General features: G+C 56.3%; 9 protein-coding genes, 1 tRNA gene and 3 pseudogenes. 10 read left to right on the forward strand and 3 right to left on the reverse strand.

Going from position 1 to position 13,055, the window contains the following annotated elements:
* The first annotated feature begins 6 nt into the window (after nucleotides 1-6).
* The 9 genes and pseudogenes from gabT (at nucleotide 7) to BDD18_RS16380 (ending at nucleotide 9,575) form a co-directional block, all read left to right on the forward strand.
* Nucleotides 7-1,284: a 4-aminobutyrate--2-oxoglutarate transaminase gene (gene gabT, locus BDD18_RS16340; RefSeq protein ID WP_066696005.1), complete on the forward strand. Its 1,278-nt coding sequence runs from the start codon at nucleotides 7-9 to the stop codon at nucleotides 1,282-1,284.
* A 44-nt stretch (nucleotides 1,285-1,328) separates the two neighbouring features.
* Nucleotides 1,329-2,828, forward strand: a complete 1,500-nt coding sequence (locus BDD18_RS16345) for an NAD-dependent succinate-semialdehyde dehydrogenase (protein ID WP_142084450.1) — start codon at nucleotides 1,329-1,331, stop codon at nucleotides 2,826-2,828.
* Nucleotides 2,829-2,894: 66 nt separating this feature from the next.
* Nucleotides 2,895-2,968: transfer RNA gene (locus BDD18_RS16350), tRNA-Gly, on the forward strand.
* A gap of 109 nt (nucleotides 2,969-3,077) precedes the next feature.
* Nucleotides 3,078-4,544 carry a site-specific integrase gene (locus tag BDD18_RS16355; protein WP_142084452.1) on the forward strand — a complete coding sequence of 489 codons (1,467 nt, stop codon included), beginning with the start codon at nucleotides 3,078-3,080 and terminating at the stop codon, nucleotides 4,542-4,544.
* A gap of 36 nt (nucleotides 4,545-4,580) precedes the next feature.
* Nucleotides 4,581-5,132, forward strand: a pseudogene (locus BDD18_RS16360) (GIY-YIG nuclease family protein); the annotation flags it as partial.
* Between the two features lie 606 nt (nucleotides 5,133-5,738).
* Nucleotides 5,739-6,242, forward strand: a complete 504-nt coding sequence (locus BDD18_RS16365; protein ID WP_142084456.1) for an antirestriction protein ArdA — start codon at nucleotides 5,739-5,741, stop codon at nucleotides 6,240-6,242.
* Between the two features lie 136 nt (nucleotides 6,243-6,378).
* Nucleotides 6,379-6,786, forward strand: a complete 408-nt coding sequence (locus BDD18_RS16370; RefSeq protein WP_142084458.1) for a hypothetical protein — start codon at nucleotides 6,379-6,381, stop codon at nucleotides 6,784-6,786.
* Between the two features lie 1,014 nt (nucleotides 6,787-7,800).
* Nucleotides 7,801-8,196 carry a plasmid mobilization protein gene (locus BDD18_RS16375; RefSeq protein ID WP_142084461.1) on the forward strand — a complete coding sequence of 132 codons (396 nt, stop codon included), beginning with the start codon at nucleotides 7,801-7,803 and terminating at the stop codon, nucleotides 8,194-8,196.
* Between the two features lie 44 nt (nucleotides 8,197-8,240).
* Complete coding sequence (locus BDD18_RS16380) at nucleotides 8,241-9,575, forward strand: hypothetical protein (RefSeq protein ID WP_142084463.1); 1,335 nt, start codon at nucleotides 8,241-8,243, stop codon at nucleotides 9,573-9,575.
* A gap of 21 nt (nucleotides 9,576-9,596) precedes the next feature.
* On the opposite strand, the gene BDD18_RS16385 is transcribed toward BDD18_RS16380, so the two are convergent.
* Entirely contained in the window at nucleotides 9,597-10,037 is a 441-nt protein-coding gene (locus tag BDD18_RS16385; RefSeq protein WP_142084465.1) for a hypothetical protein, read from the reverse strand.
* Between the two features lie 599 nt (nucleotides 10,038-10,636).
* On the opposite strand from BDD18_RS16385, the pseudogene BDD18_RS16390 reads away from it, so the two are divergent.
* Nucleotides 10,637-11,677: pseudogene (locus tag BDD18_RS16390) on the forward strand (tyrosine-type recombinase/integrase); the annotation flags it as partial.
* On the opposite strand, the pseudogene BDD18_RS16395 reads toward BDD18_RS16390, so the two are convergent.
* Nucleotides 11,676-12,104 (reverse strand): annotated as a pseudogene (locus BDD18_RS16395) (nucleotidyl transferase AbiEii/AbiGii toxin family protein); the annotation flags it as partial. The pseudogenes BDD18_RS16390 and BDD18_RS16395 sit on opposite strands and share 2 nt — an antisense overlap.
* Nucleotides 12,097-12,855 (reverse strand): type IV toxin-antitoxin system AbiEi family antitoxin domain-containing protein, encoded by a 759-nt coding sequence (locus BDD18_RS16400; RefSeq protein ID WP_031754973.1) that lies wholly within the window; start codon nucleotides 12,853-12,855, stop codon nucleotides 12,097-12,099. The gene BDD18_RS16400 and the pseudogene BDD18_RS16395, both read right to left, overlap by 8 nt.
* Nucleotides 12,856-13,055: the final 200 nt, after the last annotated feature.

Raw genomic sequence — 13,055 nt, forward strand, 5'->3', positions numbered from 1 at the left:
GCAGAGATGAAACACTCTTCCAATGAAGCCCTGTTGGCGCGCAAGGCTGCGGCCACGCCGCGTGGTGTCGGCGTCATGGGCAACTTCTTCGCCGACCGCGCGCAGAACGCCGAGCTCTGGGACGTCGAAGGTCGTCGCTACATCGATTTTGCCGGCGGCATCGCCGTGCTCAACACGGGCCACCGCCATCCCAAGGTGCTCGCTGCGGTGCAGGCCCAGCTGGAGCGGTTCACCCACACCTGCTACCAGATCGTGCCCTACGAGAGCTACATTGCCCTGGCTGAAAAGCTCAACGAGATCACGCCTGGCTCGCACGCCAAGAAGACCGCGTTCTTCTCCACTGGCGCCGAAGCGGTGGAAAACGCCATCAAGATTGCCCGTGCCGCCACCGGGCGCAGTGGCGTGATCGCTTTTGGCGGAGCCTTCCATGGCCGCAGCCTCTACGCCGTGGCCCTGACCGGCAAGGTCGCCCCTTACAAGAACGCCTTCGGCCCCATGCCTGCGGAGGTCTACCACGTGCCCTTCCCGAGCGACGCCGAGAGCCTGGCTGAAGCACGCAAGGGTGTGGAGCGCCTGTTCAAGTACGACATTGAGCCCAGCCGCGTGGCGGCCTTCATCTTCGAGCCCGTGCAGGGCGAGGGTGGCTTCAACATCATCCACCCCGAAGCCGTGCGCTGGATACGAGAGCTCTGCAACCAGCACGGCATCCTGATGGTCGCCGACGAGGTGCAGACGGGTTTTGGCCGCACCGGCAAGCTCTTTGCCATGGGACATTACGAGAGTCAGGGCATCACGCCGGATCTGATGACCAGTGCCAAATCCATGGCTGCTGGCCTCAATCTTTCCGCTGTGACCGGCCGTGCTGAAGTGATGGATGCGCCGGCCCCCGGCGGTCTGGGCGGCACCTACGCCGGCAACCCGCTGGCCGTGGCAGCCGCGCACGCGGTGATCGACGTCATGCGCGATGAGAAGCTTCCCGAGCGCGGCCAGCAACTCGGCGACCAGCTCCAGACGCGCCTGCGCAGCCTGCAGGCCCGCGTGCCTCAGTTGGCCGACGTGCGCGGCCAGGGCGCCATGGTGGCAGCCGAGTTCCGCCACGCCGACGGCCGCCCCGATGCCGACTTCACCAAGGCGGTCCAGGCGCGCGCACTGGCCCAGGGCCTGATCCTGCTAACCTGCGGCATGGACGGCAATGTGCTGCGCTTCCTGTTCCCTCTGACCATCGAACAGCCCGTTTTCGGAGAGGCACTGGTCATGCTGGAGACTGCGCTCACGGCCACCTGAGATCACAATCCCACGTTGCGCTCGCAGACATCGAAAGCTTCCACATGGACATGAAGACCTCCCCCCTCGCCCAGCTCAATGACCCCAGCCTGCTCAAGACCGATGGCCTCATCAACGGCCAGTGGGTGGCGGGAAGCAGCCGCTTTGATGTGAACGACCCGGCCACGGGACTGAAACTGGCTGACGTGGCCAACCTGGGACCGCAGGACGCGGAGGCCGCCATTGTCGCCGCCAACGCCGCCAACGCCGCCTGGGGCCCCTGGAAGACCAAGACCGCCAAGGAGCGCAGCATCATCCTGCGCAAGTGGTTCGATCTGCTGATGGCCAACCAGGACGACCTGGGCCGGATCATGACGGCTGAGCAAGGCAAGCCGCTGGCCGAGGCCAAGGGCGAAGTCGCTTACGGTGCGAGCTTTGTGGAGTGGTTTGCCGAAGAGGCAAAACGCATCAACGGAGAAACGCTGCCCCAGTTCGACAACAGCCGCCGCCTGCTGGTCTTGAAGCAACCCATCGGCGTGTGCGCCGCCATCACACCGTGGAACTTCCCGCTGGCCATGATCACCCGCAAGGTGGCGCCCGCGCTGGCTGCAGGCTGTCCCGTGGTCATCAAGCCCGCCGAGCTGACGCCACTCACTGCCCTGGCCGCCGCCGAGCTGGCCATCCGCGCAGGCATCCCGGCCGGAGTGTTCAACATCCTGCCCGCTGACAGCGATAACTCGATTGCCATCGGCAAGGTGCTTTGCGCGAGCGACGTGGTGCGCCACATCAGCTTTACGGGTTCCACCGAAGTGGGCCGCATCCTGATGGCGCAGTCGGCTCCCACGGTCAAGAAGATGTCGCTGGAGCTGGGCGGCAACGCGCCCTTCATCGTGTTTGACGACGCCGACATTGACAGCGCCGTGGAAGGCGCGTTTGCCAGCAAGTACCGCAACGCGGGCCAGACCTGCGTGTGCACCAACCGTTTTTACGTGCAGGAAGGCGTGTACGACGAGTTCGTGGCCAAGTTCGCTGCCAAGGTCAAAACCGCCAAGGTGGGCAACGGCTTTGAAGACGGCGTAAACCAGGGCCCGCTGATTGAGGAAGCGGCGCTGACCAAGGTACAGCGCCACGTGGATGACGCCATCGCCAAGGGCGGCAAAGTGGTCGCCGGTGGCCAGCGCCTCGCCAGCCTCGGTTCAGGCCAGTTCTTCGAGCCCACGGTGGTGGCCAACGCCACGGCCGACATGCTATGCGCCCGCGAGGAAACCTTTGGCCCCTTTGCCCCGGTCTTCAAGTTCAAGACCGAACAAGAGGCCATCGACGCAGCAAACAACACCGAGTTTGGCCTGGCCAGCTACTTCTACAGCCGCGACGTAGGCCGCATCTTCCGCGTGGGCGAAGCGCTGGAATACGGCATGGTGGGCATCAATGTGGGCATTCTGGCCACCGAACATGTGCCCTTCGGCGGCGTGAAGCAGTCCGGCCTGGGCCGTGAAGGCTCACACCACGGCATGGATGACTACGTGGAAATCAAGTACCTGTGCCTTGGCGACATTCAGAAATGACCACCCCGCGCAGGGCGCGCCAGCGCCCCTGAATCCGCGCAGGACATGCCTATAATGCGTGGCTGTGCGGGTGTAGTTCAATGGTAGAACGGCAGCTTCCCAAGCTTCATACGAGGGTTCGATTCCCTTCACCCGCTCCAGTCACCATAAGTCATTGATTTTAAAAGACTTATTGGTTGACGCAGGGTCATTCAACCCACAACTCTTACCCACAAGTTGCTCAGAAAGTAGGCTCAAGGAGCCACTTTCATGCGAGCACCTATGCCCCGTCTGGTCAAAGACGGCAAATCGGGCATCTGGTTTTTCCGCTGGTCACTGCCCAAGTCGCACCAGCAAAACCTGAACCAAAAAACGCTCTACATCACCTTGCGGACCCGCGACGCGCGGCTGGCACAATCCCATGCAGCACTGCTGAACCTGCGAGTGGAGGCCATGAAAAAAATCCCCAATCTGAACGAAGACGCCATACGCAAGCTCCTGGAAATTGACATGGAGCGCGGCATCTTTCGCGCCGACACCCCAGAAGAACAGGAGCGTGGCCTGCAAATTCTGGAAAACCTGGGCCGTCTGCGGGCCAGCACACCACAGCAGAACAACGCACCCGCTCTGCGCCCCACTCCAGCCATGACCCCAAAAAGCCCCCTTTTTCGGGCCGTGGCCGACGAGCTCATTCGGGAAATCAGCCTGACGCTGAAAAAAGCCAGCGTGGACAAATACCGCAGCACCTACGACGCTTTCCGCGAACATGCGGGCAACCGTTTCGTGGAAGACATCACCCGTGCCGAAATCAAGCAATACAAAGACCAGCTCCTGAGCAACGGCATGGTGGCCCACACCATCAACGGGCACTTGGGCCGACTGCACGCCCTGTTTGAATTTGCCCTGAAAAACGGCTACATCAAGGGCGAGAACCCCGCTGCCAACCACCTGATCCCGCACTCCAAGAAGGCCATCAAGAGCCGGGACAAGTTCTACGACGACGACCTCAAGGCCATCTACAACTGGGAAACCTACGGCCCCATGGCCATCACCCCCGATTATTACTGGGGTCCTTTGGTTTGCCTGTTTTCGGGCATGCGCATTGAGGAATGCACCTCACTGGAAGTCAAGAACATCAAGACCGACGACGGCGTGGTCCTCATGCACATCAAAGACGCCAAGACCCCGACTGGCATCCGGTTTGTCCCAGTGCATTCCTTCCTCATCAAACTGGGTTTTCTGGACTACGTGGAAGAAGTGCGCAAGCTGGGGCACGAAGGGCTGTTCTGGTATTTATCCGATGGGGCCATGGGCAAGCTGACCAACCACAACGGCACCAAGAAGAACCTCTCACGCCGTTTCTCGCAATACCTGAACGATGTGAAGGTCAAAGAGGACGACAACTGCTTTCACTCGCTGCGCCACACCACCATTACACGGTTCGTGGCCCGCAAGGTGAACAACAGCACCATCTACAAGCTGTCGGGCCACACCAGCGACAACTCCACACATTTTGACTATTTGCATGACCTCCCCATCAAGGCACTGCACGAAGCGGTGGAGGCGCTGGATTTTCACGAACTGCTGAACCTCAACAGCTTTGACTGGAAACCGTCATTGCAGCAGGTCCTGGCACGCGAGGCCAAGCGTGCGCAAACGGCAGAAAGCAAGCGCCTGCGCGCAGAACGGCTGGCCAGCAAAGCCATGCCACGCAAGAAGTGGCCGACCAAGTTTTGAAGCGAAAATCCGCCTATACCCACGAATAAAAACAACATGCGGGTGATTTACAGCAACGGCACTGAAAGCAACCTTCTGCTGCGATCCCTGCAAAAGGCACTTTGGAAGGATGACACTGGACGCCGTTTGACCAGCCCAAGCATGGGGCCGTTGTTTTCTGATGAGACAGAGCCAGAAGACATAGAAACGGGAACCATCTATGTGCTGCGCAGTTTGTCCACGCACCCGTATGTAGCCGAACACCGTGAGCTCATCCACAAAATCGGCGTCACTGGTGGAAAGGTGGAAACTCGCATATCTGGTGCGGACAAGGATGCGACCTACCTCTTGGCTGGCGTTGAAGTGGTGGCAACTTACAAGCTGCACAACATCAACCGGGTGCGCATGGAAAACCTCTTCCATCGGATTTTCAGCAATGCACAGATTGACATCACCATTGATGACCGATTTGGCAATCCAGTGAAACCAAGGGAATGGTTCCTTGTGCCACTGCAAGTGATTGACGATGCCGTGGAGCGCATCCTTGATGGCTCAATCACCGAATTCGCCTACGACCCCAAGAAGGCCAGTCTCGTGAGCATTGACTAAAAGCCAATGGAACCACAGTGGTGGCAGACCCTTTGCCTATCTGTGGTTGTCATTGCAAATCGGTTGGACTGGGCAAGGCTAGAACCCAGACCAAATGACCATACTTATATTATGGTTATATTAAATAACCCGCAGATAATACTTTTTCACTCGGAGATAATATATTTTTGAGTTATTTTTGGCATTATATATTGACATTTATTATTCATTTTTATATACTATTCTCACTTTACAGGCAAACCAACTGATTTTCAGGAAAATACCTACGAAATACTAGTCATATATTCTCGCAAGCCATTGGCTTGTCTGTAAGGCGAAGCGAACTCCGATAGGTTTCGGGGGGATAAGAGGTTACAGGCAGTCAAAACAGAAAAGGCAGCGGGTAATCTCCTTCAAAAAAGTCCGACATCAGTCGGCATTTTTAGAGGGAGTTAATATGAAAGGTATTCAATTTGCGCATTTAGGTAAGAAGTCAGCCATCACCCAAGCGGTCACCATCAGCAGTGTCCGCGCCACAAAGGGTGCTGCAACGGTTTGTCCACTTGCCACTACATCGGGAGCTACCCGTGTTAGCTCAGGCACTGCCCACATGGAAGGGGGTGCAGCATGAGCAAGGTTTACGTCGGCACATACCGCAAATACAACGAAGGTTCATTAAAGGGCGAGTGGCTAGACCTAGCCGACTACGCCGACAAGGACGCTTTTCTGGAGGCGTGCACCGAGTTGCACAGCGATGAGAGCGACCCAGAATTGATGTTCCAAGACTGGGAAGACATACCCACCCGATTTATCGGCGAGTCCCACATTGATGAAAAAACATGGGACTGGTTAGAGCTCAGTGAAGACGAGCGCGAAATCGTTGCCATCTATATGGACGAAGTGGACCAGGACGCCCCTGTTGAAACAGCATTGGAATGCTACGAAGGCGAGCATGACAGTGAAGAGGACTGGGCCAGAGACTTCTGGGACCATACAGGCATGGTCAACCAGCTCCCAGAATTTGCCCAGAACTACATTGACTACGAACAGTTCGCCCGTGATTGCAGATTGGGCGGAGACATTACTTTTGTTGAAAAGGGCCGCAAAGTGCGAGCCTTCCGACGCAACTAGAAATTGGCCGATGGGAATGGGTGCCGCATCACTGATGCGGTGTCCTGCCAAAAGCCATGCGTGTCAACAGTGTAGGTTCACCGTTGCACAAAAAAAAGACCAGCAATCATGCTGGCAAAAAACAAGGAGAAATTTCATGAAGAAGCAAGATACAAAAGAGATGGCGGTTGCCATTGAAAAGATGAACCAAGACTATAAAAAGCTAGCAAAAAAATATTTGGGTGCTACGGAGATTTCAAACATAGACAGTGAGTTTTTGCCTCTTAGCTTGCATGAAAAAATGGTCGTTTTGTTCTATAGATTTAAGATTGACTTTCGGGCTACACCCCTTCAATGTCTGCGTATGTTTGTGGGGACAATTTTGCGAGATGGAGAGGTAACCATACACACATCAAGGATGGCTGTTGGTCATGAATTTCGTTGTTTTTGCGAATTGCTAAGCACCGTTGGAGTGAACTTTTTTGAATCAGAAGTCAATACTTTTGGACCGTACACCTTTTTGAATATTGAAGATACCGTATTTGCTTTTTTGACAGAGGAATAGTCCGAACAATGGGTTGAACTAGGGCAGGTACTTTAAATAGTGGCTGCCTTTTTTTCATGAAAATTGAGATTGAAAAATATTTTTCACTAGCTCTTGACATCCAGAAATTTTCTGCTTTATTGAGAAGTGACAATGTTATGCGTCAGCCAATGTGAACATGAGACCTTCTCTGAACTTGACCTGTAGTGCTCACACGCTCCCGATTCGCATTGTCTAGGGTGTTCCCCGATGTGGACCGCTTTGGAGCAGAAAGACCGGCAAATCAAACATTAACTGCCTAACAGTCACTCAGTGGCTGTCAGCCGAACCAAAGCAGCAGCGGATAACAAAGCCCGACCCAATTCGTAAGAATGGGCACCATGCACAACGAAAGCGAGAGGCTTATTGTTCGGACCGCGCATGGGAGTGGACAAGCACTTGAACCGAACTTGATTGACCCTTGTAGCTGGTCAATCCCGGATAGATGTGGCGCCCACATGAACCCGCGAAAGCCCGAAACCGACTGACCAAAAATCAGTGGGTAAGGGAAAAACTTTCCCGGAATCGTGTGGGCAAGTTCTGGGCTGTTTCTATCCGAAAAGCCTGATTTAGCGCCGAAGGCACGGAAAAACCAATCCCAAAAAAGAATAGAACCCAATGCGTAGCAAAGACATGCTTTGCATGGGTCTGGTGAACGATAGTGAACAAAAAAAGGACGGCGGCCACTTTTGCGCAATTTTCACTCACACGCTGCGTCGTTCAAATTGGTCATCACCACAGCACTGAAATCCACCAGCACCCCACATCTGCATTTCTTACCGCCCGTCCGAAATCTGGCAAACGGGGTCTTCAAAACTTGACTTCGCTTTGCAATGCGTTTGAATGAATGCAGGGGGCCGGAAGTCTCAAGCAAGGTTAACCCATCACATGGCTGAACGCCACTGATGGTTACTTGATGGGGTTCCCCCATACCCCTTGAAAGCAGCGTGGCGCAGTGCCACGCGCCCCATAAGAAGAAGAACAAAGGAGGCATGAATGAGAGAACCCGTCAAGAAAAAACGACCTGGCCAGTCAGGCAGCGCAGACAGCAGTGAGTTTGTGCGTCAGGACCGCATTGAGGTCCGCGTCAATCACCACGAAAAAAAGCGTATCACTCAACTCAGCATTGAACGCGGCTTTGAGACCACAGCACAGTATGTGCGCACCCAGGCCATGACGCCAGGTGCAGAGAACCCCAATGCACAGCGTCAGGCGCAATACGCCTGCATGCACCAGCTCAACCGCATGGGCACCAACATCAATCAGATTGCGCGCCATCTCAATTCTGGCGGCACGCCCGATGGTGAAATTTTGTTGGTATTGGTGAAGCTCTTGGAGCATGCAGAAATGCTCTACGAAAAGGCCAACGCACAGCCAGCGGGTGCGCCATGATTGTGCGATTTTTCAAAACTGGCCAGTCCCATGGGGAGGCACCCGTGAACTACCTTTTGCGCTTGCGTGACCATGCGGGAGAACTGCGTGCAGAACAGCCCGAAGTGTTGGAGGGGAGTCCACGACTGACCATTGACCTTATCAATGGCATTGCACGCCAGCACAAATACGCCAGTGGGTGCCTTGCATTCAGGACCGGCGAGCAACCCAGCAAAGCAGAGTTACACACCATCATTGACAAGTTCAAGGCCGTGGTGGCGCCGGGTCTTGCACCCGACCAGTTCAACAGCTTGTTTGTGCTGCACCGTGAGCCACCAGACCCAAAGACTGGGCAGTCAGGTTTTCATGTTCATTTCATCATGCCCATGACCATTCTGGCGGGCACCACAGCCAGTGGCAAGGATATGACTGGGCGCAGATGGAACCCGCACCCACCAGGAAAGAAGACGATTGAAACCATGGCGCTGTTTACCAAGATGGTGAACCATGAACATGGCTGGTCACAGGTCGTTGAAAAGCCGGGGCGTGTCAGCGTAGACAGTTTCTTGCTCAAAGCGGGCAACACCAGCAACGCGGAGAAAGCGGAACTGTTGCGCAAGGAACTGAACAAGGGTATCCGCAGTGGGCAAATCAACAGCCGTGATGAGCTTTGCAGCCACATGGACCAGTTGCTTGGCCTGACCATCACACGCACTGGCGCCGACTATGTTTCGGTGAAGTTCCCCGGCGCTGCCAAGGCCGTGCGTCTCAAGGGAGCCATGTTTGAGAGTGCCACGGATTACGCCGCATTGCGTGCAGCGATGGCACAGAAACAGGGAGGCGAAGTGCTTTCCGTCAGTCAATCCGCGCACACCGCCGAACGATTGGACACCCTGCTTTCAGAGCGTGCCCACAACCTGTCAGGTCACAGACCTGCCAGCCAACCCATAACCATTACCAAGGAGAAGAAAAATGGAAGAAATGAAAAAGGACCTAATCCACTTGACCGCCGAGGTGCGCAACCTAGCAGCGGCCATTCAGTATCTGTCACAGCGCACAGCTTGGAGCGAGACGTGTTTCAAGCAGGTGCAAGAAAGTGGGGCCATGCAGATGACGGAGGCAGTGCGCAAGGTGCTTACCGACCACAAAAAGTTGATGTCCCAAGTCAACATTCTGGCCATGCGTCTCGCGGCCACTCAGGGGGGCAGTGGGGGCAGCTCGGAAGGGGGCCCCTACCAACCTATGGGCAAACCATCAATGAACAGATAAGGGAACTGGGTATGCAGCTTTTGGAGTGTGAACCTTGGTCAGCACAGGCTGCGGCCATCATGGCTCAAATCAATGCGCTGGTTGGTCAGCGGGAGCAGTTGCCCAGAGGGCCAAAATTTGGACGCGGCTGATGTTTGAATATGAATGCAACTTTACAACTTTACATCGGCTTTCAAAGCGAGCATTGAGTAAGAAAGCACGGGTGAAATCATCGTATACACCCCTAAAGAGAATACGGGAACGAAAATCAATTTAACAATTGAAGGAAAATCACCAAACAGAGACACCAGCAAAAAAATGAGGGATAAAAAGGTCATAAAAAAAAGATCTCCGAAACCAAAGGGTGCCGAGCAGTATTTCTTTCCATCCAATTCAAAACAAGGAATGGTTTTGTTGCCAAAACCCATCTTCATAATCCAAACTTTAATTGGCTTGTTTGTCTCAAGTCCTCTTTGAAGGAAATTGTCAAGTTTGGTGGGCACCAATACATCTGTAAATATTTTATTGTCAAACTCAATTACGCTGTATCTATGGCCAAGTGGATAGATCTTTGCGTTTCCCAGCATTTTAAGCACGCCTTCATGTTCACTCATTATTTTCCTCAAGGTGTGAGAGAGGTTTCACAGGAACCTCGCTCTAAATTTCGGCTGTGAGTAGAACATATATTTGGCTAGAAAATATGACGAATTGATGACACGTCTTGGGGCTATTGGAGCGTGAGCCGTGGTCAGCACAGGCCGCGGCCGTCATGGCCCAGATAAACGCGCTGGTCGGTCAGCGGGAGCAGTTGCCGAAGTATCCGAAGTTTGGACGCGAGTAGCGGATACGCGGATATAATGGAACTCACAAATCCAACCCACACTTTTTTGCCTATTTTTTAAGCAGCAAAGTATGTAAGTTGTTGTTTTGTATGACTAGCAGGTGTATCGGATTTTTTTCCCTTCACCCGCTCCACTGCATCATTCTGCGGACTTCCGCAGAAGTCCAAGAGAGTCTGCAAGTCGTTGCCACACAAGGACTTTTCCTCTCTTTGACGTTCTGCCGCGGTCCACTGCGATCCATCTACAGCCGGGACTTTTAAGTCCACAAACAAGTCCATTTTTGCGGGCGCGGCTGATTCCGGATTGTTGATGGAGGGGCGAGGTCGACGTGACCAGCATCTGGTTCCTGACTCATGTTCAGGAGCAAGAGCATGGCACTCTCAGACCTGGCCGTTCGACAGGCCAAGGCAACTGGCAAGGCATACACCCTCCCTGACTTGGATGGCCTCTCCCTGGCCGTCACGGCTGCAGGGGGCAGGACTTGGCACTTCCGCTACTACTGGGCGGGCAAGCAGAAGCGGATGTCGCTCGGCACCTACCCGGAGGTGACGCTTCGCGAGGCCCGCAGCCTGCGCGACGAAGCGCGCGCCCTGCTGGCCAAAGGCACCAATCCTCGCGTTCACCGCAAGCAGAAGCGCACCGCTGTCCGGCTCGCCGACGAAAACACCTTCGAGGCGGTGTATCGCAAGTGGCTCAAGCATCGCGGGCTCAGCCTCAAGGAAGGCCGGCAGACGACCCTTTCGATACTTCCGCGCATCTTCGACAAGGATGTGCTGCCCGCCTTGGGCAAGCGGTCGGTCTATCAGATCAAGCGTCCCGACCTCTTGGAGGTGATTGCCAAGATCGAGAAGCGCAGGGCGCTCTCCGTCGCCGAGAAAGTCAGGACGTGGTTCAACCAACTGTTCCGCTACGCGCTGGTGATCGTGCCGGGCCTGGAGCAGAACCCTGCCTCCGATCTCGATGTGGTGGCGCTGCCGCTGCCACCCGTCAACCACAACCCGTTCCTGCGCATGGCCGAGCTGCCGAAGCTGTTGCAGCGGCTGCGCAGCTATCGCGGCAGGCGGCAGACCCAGCTCGGGCTGCGGCTGTTGCTGCTGACCGGCGTGCGAACCGGCGAGCTGCGACAGGCGATGCCGGATCAATTCGATCTGGACCGTGGGTTGTGGATCATCCCGCCCGACGTCGTGAAGCAACTCCAGTTGGATATGCGCAAGAAGCGGCAGCAGCCGAAGGACATCCTGCCCTACATCGTGCCTTTGTCGATTCAGGCCATGGAGATCGTCCGGCACCTGCTGGATGAGTTCAAGCCGGCCCAGCGCTACCTGTTCCGGCACGACAGCGACTTGAAGAAGCGCATCAGCGAGAACACGCTCAATGGTGCCCTCAAGCGCATGGGCTATCAGGAACGCCTGCCAGAACCGGCAGCTCGAACTCGACGCCGAACAGATCGCTGGTCTTGGCACTCAGCGGCCGCCGCTCCACGGGCAGCACGCTGCCTCGGAACACGACGTTGACCTCGATCTTCACCTGGTTGGCGTCGTTCTCGACGATCAGCTTGGTGTCCCCCAGATCCTTGGCGCGAACCAGGCGTGTCTGCACGCCCAGTGGTGCAACGCGCGTGGCGATGGCGGCCAGCTCCTGGTTGATGGCTTGCAGCGCTTCGTCGCGCGGCGTCTGCCACGGGAGGTACACCACGTCGATGTCCACCGACAGGCGCGGCATGTCCCGCACGAAGAGGTTGATGGCCGTGCCGCCCTTCATAGCGAAGATGTCGTTGGCGAACACGTCGGGCGCGACGGCCAGCAGCAGGCGAACGGTGTCCGCGTAGGTCTTATCCATGAGGTCTCAGGCTCAGCAAGGTGCCGTCATCGAGCCGGCTCATCCAGCGCGTGTTGCTGCCGGTGCGAACCGGGTACTGCTCCAGCAGGGCATCGACATCCACGAGGCTGGTCTCGCGCGCCCAGGTGAGGAACAGGCGCACGGCCTTCACGCTGGTGCAGCAGGACAGCAGTTGTCCGAGCAAGTCCTTGCGGGGGGAACGCAGTCCATCAAAGAGGTTGCGGGCCTCTTCGAGGCTCTGCTTGACGCCGGCTTCGTACAGCAGTTCCAGAACGGCACGCTCGGAGGCAGCCACCCGCAGATCCTCGGGCAGGCCAGGCGGCGTGGTCAGGGTCTTGCTGGCCAGCGCCGTGTCCGGCCAGTCGAACAGGCGGGCGTGGACGTAGCGGGCCGGAAAGCGCGAGGTGAACCAGGCTGGCAACGCGAAACGACCGTCGCCCCACAGCACCAGCGTCTCCCGGCTGCCCAGGTTGTGCCGCACGCCCTGCAGGGCCAGGGCGCTCTTGCCTCCGACGTGCAGGCCGGGCACGCGCTGTTGCAGGAACTTCAGCGCACCGTAGACCCCGAACTCATCGTTCGGGAAGGCATAGACGCCATGGGCCAGGCGCACGAGCCACCCGCCGTCGGCATAGTGGGCGGCGAGCTGGGGCGACACCCCGAACTGGCTCAGGGTGGCAAGGTCGAACGGCGCCCCGCGGGGGAGTCCCGCCTGCAGCCGCTTGATTACCTGGTGCCTAGAATTTCCATCCATGCTATAAAAATAGCATGGAATCAAATCAGCCTCTAGAGCTATCGCAAGAACGTGCAGGGAAAGTAGCATAAAGTTTGATTTATAGTGCAGAATCTAATCGACCTGCGACCGCTCTGCCAGCCGCAACCCGGCCTCCTGATCGCGGTCTATGCTGGAGGGCAAGCCCCAACCGGCCGCTCTTGAGGTGAGGCACCACTGAA

Source organism: Acidovorax temperans (assembly GCF_006716905.1).
Classification (GTDB): domain Bacteria; phylum Pseudomonadota; class Gammaproteobacteria; order Burkholderiales; family Burkholderiaceae_C; genus Acidovorax; species Acidovorax temperans.